This is a genomic window from Cytobacillus eiseniae, from assembly GCF_017874625.1.
GTDB classification, from domain to species: domain Bacteria; phylum Bacillota; class Bacilli; order Bacillales; family Cytobacillaceae; genus Cytobacillus; species Cytobacillus eiseniae.
Window position 1 is genome coordinate 1 of sequence record NZ_JAGIKZ010000022.1, and the last position, 16,942, is coordinate 16,942.

15 protein-coding genes are annotated in these 16,942 nt (G+C 39.3%); 1 reads left to right on the forward strand and 14 read right to left on the reverse strand.

Annotated elements, in window-relative coordinates; genetic code table 11:
* Window positions 1-188: 188 nt before the first annotated feature.
* The 11 genes from J2Z40_RS15075 to J2Z40_RS15125 all read right to left on the reverse strand — a co-directional run bounded on the left by J2Z40_RS15075 (window position 189) and on the right by J2Z40_RS15125 (window position 12,641).
* Window positions 189-1,535, reverse strand: a complete 1,347-nt coding sequence (locus J2Z40_RS15075; RefSeq protein ID WP_066398291.1) for a serine hydroxymethyltransferase — start codon at window positions 1,533-1,535, stop codon at window positions 189-191.
* A gap of 344 nt (window positions 1,536-1,879) precedes the next feature.
* Window positions 1,880-2,533, reverse strand: coding sequence for a GntR family transcriptional regulator (locus J2Z40_RS15080; RefSeq protein WP_066398293.1), 654 nt, complete (start codon window positions 2,531-2,533; stop codon window positions 1,880-1,882).
* A 67-nt stretch (window positions 2,534-2,600) separates the two neighbouring features.
* Window positions 2,601-3,578: a DMT family transporter gene (locus J2Z40_RS15085; protein WP_066398294.1), complete on the reverse strand. Its 978-nt coding sequence runs from the start codon at window positions 3,576-3,578 to the stop codon at window positions 2,601-2,603.
* A gap of 131 nt (window positions 3,579-3,709) precedes the next feature.
* Entirely contained in the window at window positions 3,710-4,333 is a 624-nt protein-coding gene (locus J2Z40_RS15090; RefSeq protein WP_066398297.1) for a thymidine kinase, read from the reverse strand.
* A 134-nt stretch (window positions 4,334-4,467) separates the two neighbouring features.
* On the reverse strand, window positions 4,468-4,677 hold the full coding sequence (gene rpmE, locus J2Z40_RS15095) for a 50S ribosomal protein L31 (protein WP_066398300.1): 210 nt from the start codon (window positions 4,675-4,677) through the stop codon (window positions 4,468-4,470).
* Between the two features lie 230 nt (window positions 4,678-4,907).
* A complete protein-coding gene (gene rho / locus J2Z40_RS15100; RefSeq protein WP_066398303.1) occupies window positions 4,908-6,176 on the reverse strand; it encodes a transcription termination factor Rho in 1,269 nt (422 codons plus the stop codon).
* Between the two features lie 373 nt (window positions 6,177-6,549).
* Window positions 6,550-7,512 (reverse strand): class II fructose-bisphosphatase, encoded by a 963-nt coding sequence (glpX, locus tag J2Z40_RS15105; protein ID WP_066398305.1) that lies wholly within the window; start codon window positions 7,510-7,512, stop codon window positions 6,550-6,552.
* 324 nt (window positions 7,513-7,836) lie between these two features.
* Window positions 7,837-9,123 (reverse strand): UDP-N-acetylglucosamine 1-carboxyvinyltransferase, encoded by a 1,287-nt coding sequence (locus J2Z40_RS15110; RefSeq protein ID WP_066398307.1) that lies wholly within the window; start codon window positions 9,121-9,123, stop codon window positions 7,837-7,839.
* Between the two features lie 1,007 nt (window positions 9,124-10,130).
* Window positions 10,131-10,775 carry a fructose-6-phosphate aldolase gene (gene fsa, locus J2Z40_RS15115; RefSeq protein ID WP_066398308.1) on the reverse strand — a complete coding sequence of 215 codons (645 nt, stop codon included), beginning with the start codon at window positions 10,773-10,775 and terminating at the stop codon, window positions 10,131-10,133.
* Between the two features lie 152 nt (window positions 10,776-10,927).
* Window positions 10,928-11,785 (reverse strand): class II fructose-bisphosphate aldolase, encoded by an 858-nt coding sequence (locus tag J2Z40_RS15120; RefSeq protein ID WP_066398310.1) that lies wholly within the window; start codon window positions 11,783-11,785, stop codon window positions 10,928-10,930.
* 481 nt (window positions 11,786-12,266) lie between these two features.
* Window positions 12,267-12,641: a response regulator gene (locus J2Z40_RS15125; RefSeq protein ID WP_066398311.1), complete on the reverse strand. Its 375-nt coding sequence runs from the start codon at window positions 12,639-12,641 to the stop codon at window positions 12,267-12,269.
* A gap of 202 nt (window positions 12,642-12,843) precedes the next feature.
* Between J2Z40_RS15125 and J2Z40_RS15130 the strand changes: the two genes are divergently transcribed.
* A complete protein-coding gene (locus tag J2Z40_RS15130; RefSeq protein WP_066398313.1) occupies window positions 12,844-13,374 on the forward strand; it encodes a DUF2529 domain-containing protein in 531 nt (176 codons plus the stop codon).
* A 336-nt stretch (window positions 13,375-13,710) separates the two neighbouring features.
* Here the strand turns inward: J2Z40_RS15130 and J2Z40_RS15135 are convergent, their stop codons facing one another.
* From J2Z40_RS15135 to J2Z40_RS15145, 3 genes are all read right to left on the reverse strand, one after another.
* Window positions 13,711-15,315 carry a CTP synthase gene (locus J2Z40_RS15135; protein WP_066398316.1) on the reverse strand — a complete coding sequence of 535 codons (1,605 nt, stop codon included), beginning with the start codon at window positions 15,313-15,315 and terminating at the stop codon, window positions 13,711-13,713.
* Window positions 15,316-15,535: 220 nt separating this feature from the next.
* Complete coding sequence (gene rpoE, locus J2Z40_RS15140; RefSeq protein WP_066399602.1) at window positions 15,536-16,093, reverse strand: DNA-directed RNA polymerase subunit delta; 558 nt, start codon at window positions 16,091-16,093, stop codon at window positions 15,536-15,538.
* Between the two features lie 118 nt (window positions 16,094-16,211).
* Window positions 16,212-16,409 (reverse strand): hypothetical protein, encoded by a 198-nt coding sequence (locus J2Z40_RS15145; RefSeq protein ID WP_066398319.1) that lies wholly within the window; start codon window positions 16,407-16,409, stop codon window positions 16,212-16,214.
* Window positions 16,410-16,942: the final 533 nt, after the last annotated feature.

Genomic DNA, 16,942 nt, shown 5'->3' on the forward strand with positions numbered 1-16,942 from the left:
CGTCTATATTAATACAATAGGAGATTTTTTTATGCCTGTAAAATAATACATACTATTAATCCCCATTTTTTTGTAAGTCTTTTGCAAGACTAGTGAGATTCCACAATTAAATTGAGTTATTCGCAATTATACTTTCCCCATTAAAAAACCTCCTGACGATATACATCAGGAGGTTCGCTATTCGTTTATTAATCAAAGCAATAATGCAGTTTTTTGTATGCTGAGCGCATGTTGATGACTTGTTTTCGAATGGATTCTGTCGTATCTCTTCCTTCGAGGACACTGACAATGTATTCTGCAATACTATCCATTTCCGCTTCCTTCATGCCTAAGCGTGTAATTTCGATTGTGCCTATACGTAAACCGCTTGGGTAATCCCAATCCTCTGGTTTGTCACTTGGGAGGAGGTTTTTATTCGTAATAATATTGGCCTCTGCAAGTTTATGTGCTACATCAAGCCCACCACCAAATTGCTTCACATCGAGAATGACTTGATGTGTTTCTGTAAAGCCTTTATGTGAGCCGAGGACAGTGATTCCTCTTTCATATAATGCTTTAGCTAAAGCCTTTGCATTGGCAACGATTTGTGCCATATACTCTTCTCCGAATGCTAAAAATTCTGCAGCAGAAGCGGCTAGTGCAGCCACGCGGTTTACTTGATGTGTCGCTGCAAGTGCAGGGAAAATCGTATCGCTAATTGGCTCGGTTAATTCTGGATCATTCCAAACAATAATCCCACTTTGCGGGCCACTAAAAGTCTTTCCTGCTGACCCCGTCATAATGCAGGCGCCTTCATTTAATGGATCTTGGAATTGGCCTCCTCCAATTAATCCAAGCTGATGTGCGCCATCAAAGAATATCTTTCCACCCCACTCATTAACAATTTCAGACATTTCCTTTAGCGGGAATGGGAAAAGTGTCATCGAAGCACCGAGTGTCACTAATTTTGGCTTAACTTCTCTAGCAACTTTTACAAAATCATCCATATTAACGACTAGGTCAACAGGATCCATTGGAACGTCGTAAATATTCAGTCCACGAATTCCTGCAGGCCCATCATAGCGGTTACTAGAATGTCCACCAAAAGGCTGGGCAATCGTTAAAATATTATCACCTGGTTTTGTTAGTGCCGCATATACAGTCATGTTTCCTATCATACTAGCAACTAAGCGGTGATCGGCATAATTACTCTTAAAGACCTTTTTTAATAATTCCACACAGAGAGATTCAATTTCATCAATATGCTTCGTACCTGAAAACCATCTTTGTGTAGGACCGATATGTCCTTCCGCAGCCCGAGTTCCTACTTCAGATGCAAGCAATTGGCGTACCGTCTGACTAGTTGGCGCTTCTGGTGCCAATAAATTCAGGCACTCCTCCCCTCGCCAAATCGCATTTCTATCGACCGCATTTATAATTTCTTTCTGAATTAATCTTGATGAAGCACTTCTCTCAATAATATCCTTTGCCCAATCTAACACCTTTGAATCATGAACTTCAAAATTTCTAGTCGTCGTTGTTGATGTCGAATTCATTTCCATTCCTCCTAATTCGTGATCTTTTAAAAAAAAGCACAACATCTTGACCATTGGACTATAGGACAATCAACTTTTCGTTCCATTCATGTTTCTCAAAGCTGTATCTTGACAGAGCCTCATTTCAATCTAGGTTGGAGGAAGCAATCTAAAAGGAAATTTTTCCATGAAGACGCTATAGGTTTTCTATCCAAAACCAATATATCGCATTTAACTTTACAGGTCAATGATTTTATCAGATTATTATTTATTTTCAAATAAATGATAAAAGGAGACTCGCTTATTTTCACGTCGTAAATAAGCAAAGTCCCCTTTTAGATGTTTATCTGTAGATAATAATGTGATCAGTCCCCATCAGCAATAAGAATCCTCCCTAAACTAAGCCAATTTTCCTCTACAAGGGAGCTAGCTAGATTTAGGTCATTAGCTTTAAAAGCAGCGATAATATTCTTATGTTGTTCTAGTGATTTCCGCCCATCAACAGAGCTAAATTTCGAAAATTCCAATCTACGAACCTTTGATATGACTCGATCTAGTGCTAGCTCAATTTCTTCATTTCGCGAAGCTTTTAAAATAATGGAATGAAAGTGATCATCAGCTTCTACTGCACAAATGACATCCTTCGTATCTAAAGCTTTTTGCAAATTAGAATTGCTTTCCTCCATCTGTTTAATATTTTCTTCAGAAATGAAAGGAACAGCCAGTCGTGCTGCTAAACGATGTAAAGCAGCGATAACCGTAAAGGCATTTTTCGCCTCCTCTAAATGAATTTCTGTGACGCAAGTTTGGGAGCCTGGAAGCGACTCAATAAGTCCCTCATCTTCAAGCCTTTTAAGCGCTTCCCTAACAGGCGTTCGACTGACACCAAATTCAGCCGCTAGATCCTTATCTTTCACACGTTGCCCAGGTTCTAACTCTAATGTAATAATTGCTTTTTTTAGTGAATCATATATTTGGTCTCTTAAGGCTGGCCGATCAATCGTTTTTATTGTTTTCATAAAACCAATATATCAGTTTATTCTGAAAATGTCAATTTTAAACAAGCGCATTTCCCCTAGACAATCCTTAAACTGATTTAACTTTTGGCAAACGTAGTTTAATAGGGACTTCCTTCTGTGACACATAGCTATGGAGAACCATGCCAAGGACAACGAAAAGCATTCCAACCCATGATAAGTAGGATGGCAATGGTGCTGACAGCAAGAGAATTTCGCCCGAAACTGCAAATAAAACTTCAAAGGACTGTGTTGCCTCAACAGCAGCCAATTTTTGCATATTCCCTTTGACCAAATCGGTTGCTTTAAAAAATAAAACCGTTGCTATGACTCCTGATGTAAGAGCAACGAGAAGGGACTGATATAATTGACCGCCACTTGGGGGTCCAACAGTTGCTGCCCCATAGATTGAAAGAAGGAACCAAAATGGAAGGCTAGCAAGAGTCATCCCTAAGACGCGTTGGTAGGCATCCAGCCGATTTCCGCAAACCTCCATCATTTTCCGATTGCCAAGCGGATAGGCAAAAGAAGCAATGATTACTGGCAAAATACTTAAAGCTAATTCTTTTCTAGTTAAATTTCCTGCTTGCTCCATTTGCATCATTCCAACACCAATAAGAATAAGTAGGGACATCGCCAAACCAATGAACGGTATCTTTCCTCTTACTTTCATTTGCCCATTCCCTGTTTGTTTCATTTCAAAAAATAAAGGACTTAATAGCGCACCTGAGAGAAGCGTAATCTGCCATGTACTTGCAACAAGCCATCCAGGCCCATAAGCGGCGGCAAAGCTTATCGGTGCATAGAATAATCCGAATCCAACAAAGCTCCATATAAGCCATCGACCTGGCTTTCTCTTCATTTCTTGTAAAAGAGGCTTCAGATTGCGTCTTCCGATAACAAGAACAAGTAAAAAGGGAACCATAAAGATGTATCGTAAGGAAGCACTCCAAATCCAACTGCCTCCTGAAAGCTCCATGGATCGGTTTAAAACAAACGTAAATGCAAAAAAGAAAGCAGCAAAAAAGCCTAAAATAATTGGACGCAAAAAGCCTCACCTCGATTAGTAAAAATATTATGTAAATTTTACATATAATTAATATATCGCATTTTGGTTTTATTTCAATAGCCATTTTAGACAAAAAAACTGCCTGAAACAAATTCAGACAGAAGATACATTTATGATGATATTGAGTTAGATGTTTGCTTTCCATCGATGATTCCAGGAGCTTTCGGCACTTCATGATGATGGCGACAACGAGGCTCGTACGCTTCAGAGGCACCCACTAAAATAACAGGATCATCATAGGAAGCTGGCTTGCCATTAATCAAACGCTGTGTACGGCTAGCTGGTGATCCACAAACAGCACACACAGCTTGAAGCTTTGTGACCAATTCGGCAATCGCCATTAGTGCAGGCATTTGAGCAAATGGTTCTCCACGAAAATCTTGATCAAGGCCAGCTGCGATCACGCGATGACCGCTATTCGCAAGATGCTGAATCACCTTTACAACTTCCGAATCGAAAAACTGAACTTCGTCAATGGCAATGACATCGATTTCAGCATTAATATGTTTAAAAATATCAGTAGAATGGGCAATAGGTAAAGCGGTAACGGCCGTTCCGTTATGGGAAACAACCTCTTCTTTACTATAACGATTATCTAATTGCGGTTTGAACACGGCGATTTGCTGTTTAGCAAATTGAGCTCTGCGCACGCGCCGGATCAGTTCTTCTGATTTGCCAGAGAACATACTTCCACAAATGACCTCTACCCACCCATGATGCTGCATCACATACATGAATTCACCTCTCCTCCTTGCTACAGGGCAAATTACTTCTAATTGCTTCTTCTAAGTATCCCTTACAAGTCTAAATTGGCTTATAAGGCAATAAAAAACAGGCAAGAAAGAAAACTTGCCTGTTTTGTTTGTTGTTATTGTTGTTCTTTAATGCCGTATTTTTTATTGAAACGGTCAACACGTCCGCCAGCTTCAGCGAATTTTTGACGTCCCGTATAGAATGGATGACATTCAGAACAAGTTTCAACGCGGATTTCTTTTTGAACAGATCCTGTTTCAAACTCATTTCCGCAAGCACATTTCACCATTGCTTTATTATAATTTGGATGAATTCCTGTTTTCATTCTTTTCATCTCCTTCCGCCCTGAATCATACCGAAACAGAGTATATAGTGCGAGCATTTCAGTAAATGCCGTATAATCAAAAACACACTGGAATTATTATAACAAGGCCAAACTTAATTTGCAATATTTGATTTGTCGATTTTGCACGATAGGGAAAAATTGGTTTACACACACCCACAATCTAACAAAACCTTTAAATCCTGCCATAGAAGGCCTATGTTCTTAAACGATTAGTGAGATCTCTTCGTTTTCATTTCTTCCGAAAGGTTAGCGAAGAACTCCTCATTGGATTTTGTTTGTTTCAATTTACGCAAGAACTTTTCAACGAAATCAGGTGAGTCCGTCATTGCTTTGCGGATCGCCCATAGCTTGTCTAGATGATCCTTCTGGATAAGAAGTTCTTCTTTACGTGTACCTGAACGGCGAATATCAATGGCAGGGAAAATACGTCGTTCTGCAAGTGAACGGTCAAGGTGAAGCTCCATATTCCCTGTTCCTTTGAATTCCTCATAAATCACATCATCCATACGTGAGCCTGTATCAACTAACGCAGTTGCGAGAATTGTTAAACTTCCGCCCTCTTCGATATTACGGGCAGCACCGAAGAATCGTTTTGGACGGTGGAATGCTGCTGGATCAATTCCTCCAGACAATGTTCGTCCACTTGGTGGAATGACAAGGTTATACGCTCTTGCTAATCTCGTAATGCTATCCATTAGAATGACAACATCACGCTTATGCTCAACAAGACGCATTGCACGTTCAAGAACTAGTTCTGCTACTTTTATATGGTTTTCAGGCACTTCATCAAATGTTGAACTGACTACATCTCCTGCAACCGAACGTTCAATATCTGTCACTTCCTCTGGGCGTTCATCAATTAAGAGAACAATTAGCTCTACCTCTGGATGATTTGTTGTAATGCTATTAGCAATTTCCTTTAATAGCATCGTTTTTCCTGCCTTTGGAGGAGCTACGATTAACCCACGCTGACCAAACCCAACAGGTGCGAGAACATCCATGATTCGTGTTGAAAGATGCTTTGGCGTTGTTTCAAGCATCATTTGGCAATCTGGATATAATGGCGTTAATCCAGGGAAATGGACACGTTCCTTCGCTGATTCTGGGTCATCCCCATTCACTGCTTCTACTTGCAAAAGGCCGAAATACCGTTCATTTTCCTTTGGCGGGCGGACCTTTCCAGAAACTTTATCCCCGTTTCTTAAGTCAAAACGGCGAATTTGCGAGGCAGATATATAGATATCTTCAGAGCTTGGCGAATAATTAATCGGACGTAAAAAACCAAAGCCTTCAGACTGAATAATCTCAAGGACACCTTCCATAAAGAAGTAGCCTTCTTTTTCAGCCCTTGCCTTTAAAATCGCAAAAATTAATTCCTTTTTTGTTAATTTGCTATAATAAGAAACTTTATATTCACGAGCAAGCTCATAAAGCTCCTTTAGCTTCATATTATCTAAACTTGAAATATTTAATCCCATATAGACACCACACTTTTGAATTTTCAATCTCTTTTTCCATGAACAAGTAAATAACGATGGAAAGAAATAGGATTTATAATGTATTGAGGTAATAAAAATCTGTAAAAAGTAAATAAGGATACCGAGGAATCGCTCCAAATGGAACGATATTTTCTATTATAAACGATGTTGAATGGTCTTTAATTGAGGTTTCCTCTACTATTTGAAAAACAACTCTTATTTTACTCCTTTATTAGCTGTTTAACAACTACATTTTCCTTACAAAGAGGGAAAGGAGCTACTTTTTTACTATAAAGAACTAGGAAATAAGTGATAATTGGAAGGAGGGTAGGATAATAGGTCTGGCTATTCACCAGACCTTTTTCTCTTCTACTTAACGAATCACAAGATTTGGCTTTTTCATCAAGCTGTGACGGCCTTCGATAAAACGGACAGTCCCTGATTTTGCGCGCATAACGACTGAATGTGTAGAGCCGTAGGAGCCTTTAAATTGAACGCCTTTTAACAGCTCGCCATCTGTAATGCCTGTAGCAGCAAAAATCGCATCATCGCCTTTTACTAGGTCATCCATCAGAAGCACTTTATTCACGTCTAATCCCATCTTTATGCAACGCTCTAATTCGGCATCATTTTGAGGAAGTAACTTTCCTTGGATTTCCCCACCAAGGCATTTAAGTGCTACTGCAGCAAGGACCCCTTCAGGTGCGCCACCTTGTCCAAATAAAATATCAACGCCTGTATGATCAAATGCAGTATTGAATGCACCCGCTACATCGCCATCATTAATCAATTTAATTCTAGCACCAGCTTCACGCAATTGGTTAATAATATGTTCATGACGCGGACGATCTAAGACGGTTGCTACGACATCAGAAATATCTTTATTTTTCGCTTTTGCAACTGCTTTTAAGTTGTCTAGGACAGAAGCATTAATGTCGATTTGTCCAACAGCCTCTGGACCTACGGCAATTTTATCCATATACATATCTGGTGCATGCAATAGATTTCCGTGGTCTGCAATAGCGAGGACAGCTAGGGCATTCCAACCCCCACTCGCTACGATGTTTGTGCCTTCAACAGGATCGACAGCTACATCCACTCGCGGGCCATAGCCAGTTCCAAGCTTTTCTCCTATGTAAAGCATCGGTGCTTCGTCCATTTCTCCTTCACCGATTACAACTGTTCCTTTCATCGGAACGGTATCAAACACATCTCTCATTGCAGAAGTTGCTGCATCATCCGCTTCGTCCTTTTTTCCTCGTCCCATCCAGCGAGCAGATGCTAATGCTGCACCTTCTGTTACACGGACTAGCTCCATTGATAAGCTTCGTTCCATTCTATTATCCCCCTCAACCTCATTGCCTATATTTCCTTATCGGATTTTTCTATTACTAGCTGTTTTAATTAGGCTGTTTTCGTAAACATTGTTGCTATTTTTCACATAATTTTGGTAAAGGTTGATTTCCACTCCAGGTTGCTCCCTTTCCGCGGGGTAGTCCGCTTGAGCCTCCTCGTCGCTTATGCTCCTGTGGGGTCTCAGCTGTCCTACGCATCCCGCAGGAGTCTCGCACCTTCCGCTCCAATCAACCGACCTATTTGGTAAAGCATTCATTCTAACAATTGATTTAAAAACAACAATCTTTTAGAAAAGAGCCTTTAATTATGCATTTTTGAACTGTTCTTGTTCTTCTTTTGAAAGGTTTTCACGCCAAATGGTCGCACCAAGCCCATTTAATTTTTCAACTAAATGACTATAACCTCGATCAATATGATCGACACCAGTGATTTCTGTTACCCCTTCAGCCATTAAGCCTGCGATGACTAGTGCAGCACCTGCCCGTAGATCACTTGCTTTTACTTTTGCACCTTGCAGCTTGACTGGGCCGTGGATAATCGCTGAGCGGCCTTCGACTTTAATATTTGCATTCATTCTTCTTAATTCATCGATATGCTTAAAACGGGCACTATAGATCGTATCGGTTACCATGCTTGTCCCGATCGCACCAGTTAATAATGAAGTGAACGGCTGCTGAAGATCAGTCGGAAACCCAGGGTAGACTAGTGTTTTAATATCCACTGCTTTCATCTCTTTTGCTGGTCCAACAAATACTTGATCATCGCTTGCTTCAATTTGAACGCCCATTTCCCTTAGCTTAGCAATGAGTGATTCCATATGTTGTGGGATGACATTATCGATTAAGACGCCTTCTCCTGCTGCGGCGCCGAGAATTAAATACGTGCCTGCCTCAATGCGATCAGGAATAATGGTATGTTGACAGCCATGAAGCTGATCCACCCCATCAATCCGAATGACATCTGTACCTGCACCTTTAATTTTAGCTCCCATATTTGTTAATAAAGTTGCTACATCAATAATCTCTGGCTCTTTTGCCGCATTTTCAATGATCGTTCGTCCCTTAGCCCTTACTGCAGCAAGCATAATATTAATCGTTGCCCCTACACTTACAACATCTAGATAAATTCTAGCACCACGAAGCTCGTCTGCACGTAAATAAATCGCTCCCTGCTCGTTCGTTACATTGGCACCAAGCGCTTCGAAGCCTTTAATATGTTGATCAATTGGTCTTGGACCAAGGTGACAGCCACCTGGCAGCCCAATGACCGCCTTTTTAAAGCGCCCAAGCATCGCACCCATTAAATAGTAGGATGCACGAAGTTTTTTTACTTTTCCATTCGGCAAGGGCATGGAAATCATAGAAGATGGATCCACTGTCATATCATTCTCATTCAGCTGAACAGTTCCCCCAATTTCTTCAAGCAGTCCTTTTAAAATATGAACATCCGAAATATTTGGCAGTCCTTCAATTGTGACAGGCGAATCAGCCAGTATGGTAGCTGGGATTAATGCGACTGCACTATTCTTTGCTCCGCTAATTCGAACAGTTCCCTTCAAAGGATAACCGCCTGCAATCATAAGCTTTTCCATTATTAACTCCCTTCTAAGCCGTGATGAATTCTTATACGTTCAAGATTTACTCTAATTTACAAAATCTGCATAAGCTTGTCCTGTTTATGTAACAATACTAAAGGATGCATCATTTTCTTCACGGTCATCCGACAATATCTACATCATTTAGTTTACACGAAAATATAATTCTCATGTATTGTTATGCGAAAAAGTTGAAATTAAGCCAGATTACCTAAAGGAACGAAGAACGCTCGAAATTAGATATTTTCATTAACAATTTACCCTTTAATCGATTGGAATAAACAGTCTAGTGGTCTTTTTTACTTTTTTATGAAATGGCTCTGTTGATTTTGAAAAATAAACGGAGAAACTCCGCTTAAATCGGGAAATACGTCTATTTCCTTAAAAATAAGGGGAGAAATTCCGCTTATCTGATTCAAATCAATGGATTTTGCCTTATTTAGAGCAGTTAACCGGAATTTTTCCGCTTATATTCTCTTTTTAAGCTTCCTTTTTTACATTAACCGGAGTTTTTCCGCTTATTTTTCTGCTTCTTCAGCTTTACATATTGGGCGAAAATCCCCCGTCTATGATTCTCAAAATAATAGTGAATACTAACAGATCCTATGAAATTGCATACCGTACGTTGTGGATAAAAATGTGGATTGTTTGTTTTACATCCAATATCCACAAGGAATACGTTTCCGGCCTAAACACTGCACGAGGCAAGCCTTAGGCCATCCGCAATTGATCTGCTTTAAGATAGTATAAAATCGCATATTGTGTATAAAATGTGAATAGATAGTACTACGTCAAGCTCCACAAGTAACACTTCGGCAGCGTATTCATCGCACGAGTATAAGTGTACTTCTTATAGGAGGAGCGCCTATCGCCTATCAACCATCAGTACTGCTCCGCAACGATTGCGTCAAGCACGGTATCGCTCACGCAAACCGTGTTTCCTTTATCGAGAGGAGCAGCCCTTCCAGTTTGTACGCGAGACCTTAGGCCATCCGCAATTGATCTTATGAACGAGAATTCCAGTCTGCAAGGAAGGCTTCAATTCCTTTATCTGTTAGGGGATGATTGAATAATTGTTGGATCACCTTATAAGGAACGGTTGCGATATGTGCGCCTCTTAATGCAGCATCTGTAACGTGCTGTGGATGTCTGATTGAAGCAGCGATGATTTCTGTTGGGATGTCGTGAATAGCAAAAATTTCAGCGATCGTTGAAATTAAATCTAAGCCATTATGACCGATATCATCGAGTCTGCCTAAGAAAGGAGATACATAGGATGCTCCAGCTCTTGCAGCTAGCAATGCTTGGTTTGCACTGAAAACAAGTGTTACATTTGTTTTAATTCCTTCTTTTGAAAAGACATGAACAGCTTTTAAGCCTTCTGGAGTCATTGGCACTTTAATCGTAATATTCGGTGCGATTGCTGCCAATTCCTTTCCTTCTTTAATCATTCCTTCTGCATCAAGTGCAATCACTTCTGCACTAACTGATCCAGGCACAAGCTCGGTAATTTCACGAAGACGGTCCGTAAAGGAAACATTTTTTTCTTTTGCCACTAATGATGGGTTTGTTGTTACACCTGCTACGACACCTAATGAAAAGGCTTCTTTAATTTCGTCCATATTTGCTGTATCAATAAAAAATTTCATTTGAATTCCTCCTAAGCTTTTTTAAATCACAAATGGAAACCGCCTCTTAATATAGAAGGCGGCTTTTTACATTTATCGCGGATTAAAACAGAATGATGGATCAGTCGCTTAATTGGTTTATGGCAGATGAGAATGCCCCTGATTTTACTAAATTAAGCTTTACCAGATGAACCAAATTCACGCATTTTTCCGATGACTGTTTCCTTAATTGTCTCACGTGCTGGCCCTAAGTATTTGCGTGGATCATATACGTCTGGATTTGCCGCTAATACTTCACGAACCGTTTTTGCAGAGGCAATTTGATTTTCTGTATTTACATTTATTTTTGCTGTACCTAACGAAACAGCTCTTTGGATATCTTTTGTTGGAATGCCAGTTCCGCCATGTAGAACCAGAGGGACACCTGTTAGATTTCCGATCTCTTCCATCTCTGTGAAACCAAGATTTGGTTCTCCTTTGTACGGACCATGTACAGAGCCTAATGCTGGTGCTAAGCAATCAATCTTTGTGCGTTTCACTAGCTCATCGCACTCTTGTGCATCTGCATAGATGACGCCATCAGCTACAACATCATCTTCTTGTCCGCCAACAGTTCCTAGCTCTGCTTCAACAGACACACCTTTTGCATGTGCATATTCTACAACCTTTGAGGTCGTTGCAATATTTTCTTCAAATGGATGGTGAGAAGCATCGATCATGACAGATGTGAAGCCTGCATCAATCGCTTCTTTACATTTTTCATAACTTGATCCATGATCTAGATGAATCGCAACAGGAACAGTGATTTTATAATCCTCAAGTAACCCTTCTACCATCTTGACAACTGTTTTGAATCCACCCATATACCGGGCAGCTCCTTCAGATACACCAAGAATAACAGGGGATTTCTCTTCCTCTGCAGCTAATAAAATGGCTTGAGTAAACTCAAGATTATTTAAGTTAAATTGACCTACTGCATAGCCCTCGGCTTTCCCTTTGTTAAGCATATCAGTCATTGAAACTAAAGGCATCTCTTTTCCTCCCTCATTATGTGAACAATTTTTTACACGGATTTCTACTTAGAGTTTTCCCTTTACACATGCGAATATGTACCGTTTCATCCGTGAACTTTCGAATCTGCTAACCGAATTTAATTCATTTGTATCATACCAAAACAAGAAAAAAATTGCTATTAATCCTCATTTATTTTTCATTTAACAAAAGCGGATTCGCCGTACAAACTGGAAGGTCTCCCCCTCTCAATACAGGAAACACGGTGAGCGATAGCGATACCGTGCTTGACGCAATCGTTGAGGAGCAGTACTGAAGTTTGATAGGCGATAGGCGCTCCTCCTATAAGAAGTACACTTATACTCGTGCGATGAATATGCTGCCAAAGTATTCCTTGTGGAGCTGGACGTAAATCAAACTTTTCACATTTTTATAAACAACATGCAATTATATAAATTCCTGATATATGACTATAAAAAAGAAGCCTAAAAAAGCGGCTTCTTACAATGGATTGGATATATGTATGTACTTCTTTACTGCTGCCCGAATATCATCAATGTCAAATGGCTTAGCAAAATGGGTCAGTGCCCCAAGGTCCTTTGCCTCTTGAATCATATCTAATTCTCCATAAGCAGTCATAATAATTACACGGATATCTTTATTGATGACTTTCATTCGCTTTAATATTTCAATCCCATCCATACCTGGGATTTTCATATCAAGCAAAACTAAATCAGGTGAATTTTTTGTGACAATATCAAGTGCCTGGACTCCGTTAGCAGCCTGGTATGTCTCGTAGCCTTCTTTTTGTAATACTTCATTCAGTAAAATACGAATACCAAATTGATCATCAACGACTAATACTTTCTCCTTCATTCAGCCACCTCTTTCCTTCAAGTTAATCAATCTTACTTTCTCCTAGACGATTCACTGAAAATAATTCTCGCTCCCCTCCATATAGTTCTACCCTATATCTGGCATTTCCTGCCTGTTATTGTAATCTCTGACGGAATTTTACCTTTTTCACTTCTTTCTCTATAATAGTCTATGTGAAAAAAGTAATTAAAGGAGAGAGTTCATGCTTAAAATGTTTTCTACCCAGTTATCTGGTTTATTTAAAAAATTGCACGAAAAAGATGAATTTGCCATGGAAGATACAGCGAGGCTATTGGCCCAAGCAATCATTGGAAGCGGGAAATTATACATATTTGCTACAAATGAAATGAACGGGGTTGCCTATGAAGCAACAGCAAGCCAGGAACCTCTAAAGAAATGCGAAAGATGGGATGCAGAGCATAGCCTAGAGAACATTACCGAGGCTGATCGCTTCTTAATTGTTTCTAGGTATTCAACAGATGCAGACGCTGTAGAATTGGGGAAATTCCTCTTTGAAAAAGGGATTCCTTTTGCTGGTATTTCTACAGTTTCCGCTAATGAAGGGGAGAGCCTAGAAAAAATAGCCGATATCCACATTGATTTATCGCTAACAAAGGGCCTTCTGCCAGACGAATTAGGCAATCGCTTCGGTTACCCGGCATTAATGGCGGCATTATTTGTTTATTATGGCATCCGATTTACGATTGATGAAATGCTTGCTGATTATGAATAAAGAAAGAGCATATCACGATTTTTTCATGTGATATGCTTTTTTATTTATTCGATCGACTGTTTGATTAAGTTATCTTCACTTTTTTATTTTATCCATCATTTTTGGAGACTTGCATGACTGTTTTTCTATTTCACACATTAATTTCGTTGATTTATCAGCTTTCTCCTGTAAAAGGTAGAAATTACCTCCGTATATTTATGTAAAACAAATTGGTATGTTCTATCGAATTTTTGCTGTTCTTATTTTTCAGCCACTTTGTTTAACCTCTTTTTCACATTACTTTTCAAAAAAAGCCCACAAGATCTCCTTTCGATCTTAGTGGGCTTTCAATCTATTTTACTTCTCGCTATATTTCAATGATGCACCGACAAATTCACGGAAGAGCGGTTGTGGGCGATTCGGTCTTGAAATAAATTCTGGATGGAATTGTGATGCGACAAACCATGGGTGATCTTTTATTTCAATGATCTCAACAAGTCGGCCATCAGGGCTTGTACCAGAGAAGACAAAGCCTTTCTCTTCCATCTCTTGACGGTAATGATTATTGAACTCATAACGATGACGATGGCGTTCATAAACGACTTCATCTTGGTATGCTTCGTAAGCATTTGTATTATCGATTAGCTTACAAGCTTGTAGGCCAAGTCGTAGCGTCCCACCAAGATCCTCCACATCCTTCTGTTCTGGCAGAAGGTCAATAATTGGATGTGCCGTTGTTGGATCGATTTCAGCTGAGTGTGCCTCATTCAGATTCAGCACATTTCTAGCAAATTCAATCGTTGCCAATTGCATGCCTAAGCAAATGCCAAGAAATGGTTTCTTCTGTTCACGAGCATATTGAATCGCAAGGATTTTTCCTTCAATTCCACGATCACCAAATCCTCCAGGAACAAGAATCCCATCATTCTCCTTTAATAGATCCGCTACGTTTTCTTTTGTCACTTCTTCTGCATTAATCCAATTCACTTCAATATCGGATTCATGTGCATACCCGGCATGCTTCAATGCTTCGACAACTGAAATATATGCATCCTGCAGCTCTACATATTTACCGACAAGCGCGATTTTTGTTGTCTTTGATAAATGGGTCACTTTCTCAACTAACTTCTTCCATTCTGTCATGTCTGCTTCACCGCATCCTAGCTTCAGATGGTCGCAAACAAGTTGGTCAAGATTTTGATCCTGAAGAGCTAACGGAATGGAATATAGAGTATCCGCATCACGGCATTCGATTACCGCATCCTTATCAATATCACAGAATAAAGCAAGCTTATCCTTCATATCTTGAGAAATTGGCATTTCTGTACGAACAACAATAACATTCGGCTGAATTCCTAAGCTTCTAAGCTCTTTTACACTATGCTGAGTCGGCTTTGTTTTCATTTCGCCTGCTGCTTTAATAAAAGGCACGAGCGTACAATGAATATACATTACATTGTCACGGCCGATATCACTTTTAATCTGACGAATCGCTTCTAGAAACGGTAGTGATTCAATGTCACCAACTGTTCCGCCAATTTCTGTAATTACTACATCTGAGTTTGTTTCATGACCTGCACGAAATACTCGTTCTTTAATTTCATTCGTAATATGTGGAATCACCTGTACCGTTCCACCATTATAGTCCCCGCGGCGCTCTTTACGAAGCACGGTTGAATAGATTTTCCCTGTTGTCACACTGCTGTACTTTGTTACATTAATATCAACAAAACGCTCGTAGTGACCTAAGTCTAAATCAGTTTCTGCACCATCATCTGTAACGAAAACTTCTCCATGCTGGTATGGGCTCATTGTCCCTGGATCCACATTTATGTAAGGATCAAACTTTTGAATCGTTACACTCAATCCTCTGTTTTTGAGAAGGCGTCCAAGTGATGCAGCTACAATACCCTTTCCTAGTGACGACACTACGCCACCTGTCACAAAAATATACTTCGTCATCATAATTCCCCCTTAAGTAACAGTTTGTACAAATTCGCCATTATTTAAAGACATAAAATTCATGTCTGAAAACAGCTTACCCAATTTAGGGGGTAGCAAAAAAATAAAAAGCGCTCCCGCTTACTTATAAAAAGTAAGGGAGCGCTATATTGTATATTTAATCGTCCTTTTTAAAGGAGCCCAAAAATGATTCTACAAGCCTAATGATAAAAAGTCAAGATTATAAATCGTCGTCTTCTTCCTCATCCAGCTCATCTTCATCAAGCTCTTTATCTTCATCTTCAAGTTCGAAGTCATCATCCTTCTCGAGAAGATCATCATCTATTTCCTCATCTTCATCATCAAGCAAGTCATCATCGTCTTCATCCAATAGCTCTTCATCATCTAAATCATCGATATCATCATAGTCTATCTCTTCTTCATCTAAATCATCGTAGTCAAGATCTAGATCATCATCATCTGCAGCCTTTTTCGCCTTTTTCTTCTTCGGCTTAATGTCTGTGACAACTTCTTCTTCTACTTGATCAATCGGATACCAAACTCGAAGTCCCCATGTATTGTCCCCTAATCCTAGGAAACGGCCATCAATATTTAAATCAGTATAAAATTGAGCAATTTTCGTTTTCACTTGTTCATCTGATAGCTCAAGAAGATTTGATAATTCATCGATAATCTCCTTAAAAGGCATGGCTGCTTTTCTACTTTTTAAGATTTCATATGCGATTTCAATTAATGACATTTCTTGTAATTGTTCTTTTGAGAATTCTGATAAACTCAACATTCGCACTTCCTTTCTCTATGTAACACCTTCATTAATTTCCTTTATAGGCAAAAATAACAAATTTTAGCATGCTTAAGGCACATTCTACATTATAAACAAATTATTTCTGTTTATGCTAGGGATATCTACTGTTTTTATCCTCTTTTTCTTCTTCGATCCTTTCATCGGCACTTTTCGAGAGCTGTTTGTAAGCTAAGATAAAAAAATAGATAGATAATAATAAAAATGGGATCGCTCCTAATTGCTTCTGATATAAATAGAAAGTACCAATCATAACTACGATCATTCCCACAAAAATCAGTATCCGTTTCACTAATTACACACCCTGCTCTCAAAACTGTGAAGTACAATCATTTATTAATAATTCGATTATATCGGAATCAGCAGAAAAAAGGATAAACAAGTTGCGAAAAATAGTAAGAAAAATGCAAATGGCGTGAGCTTGCTGAACCTTTCAATAAAATAAAAGGTTACTCTGGCCGATTTGATAGGCAATGAACAGATCTCCTTTTATATAGACGGAAGTATTCCGCCTATTTCATAATTATGAATAAAAACAGCTTAAATAACCGGAAAAAATCCGTCTATTGTCTCAAAAAGTCCAAAAATGAGAGGTTTTTCATGACATAAGCGGAAAATTTCCGCTTATTTCCCTCTAAATGAGCTTCGTTTTGCATTTAACCGGAAATATTCCGCTTATTATACTTTTGCCAGTTACTCAAGTAAGAGCAAGACATCTTATTTAAAAGAAAGTGGGATTTCCCAAGAGAACCTCGTTTTGATGCATGCCAGTAAACTTATCACAAGTAAGTGGGTTTTTCTTTAGCACTTCAACAAAAGAAGTGT